General features: G+C 70.4%; 1 protein-coding gene. It reads right to left on the minus strand.

Features of this window, described 5'->3' with window-relative positions; translation table 11 throughout:
* Positions 1-291 (minus strand): carbamoyl-phosphate synthase domain-containing protein (locus IO33_RS0142315; protein WP_031174375.1); only part of this gene is annotated, 291 nt, incomplete at both ends.

The following is a 291-nucleotide window of genomic DNA, read 5'->3' on the forward strand; positions in this document are numbered from 1 at the left end:
GCCCGAGAAGATGCCGGCGCGCATCGACCCGCGCTCGCGCAGGTGCCGGGTCAGGGCCCGCGTGTCGATCCCCGAGATGCCGACCACACCCTGGCGCTCCAACTCGTCGTCCAGGGAGCGCTTGGCCCGCCAGTTCGACGGCACGCGCGCGGGGTCGCGCACGACATACCCGGAGACCCAGATACGCCCCGACTCGTCGTCCTCGTCGTTCCAGCCCGTGTTACCGATCTGCGGGGCCGTCGCGACCACGATCTGCCGGTCGTACGACGGATCCGTCAGGGTCTCCTGGTA

Origin of the sequence: Streptomyces durhamensis (genome assembly GCF_000725475.1) — a bacterium.
Taxonomy (GTDB): domain Bacteria; phylum Actinomycetota; class Actinomycetes; order Streptomycetales; family Streptomycetaceae; genus Streptomyces; species Streptomyces filipinensis.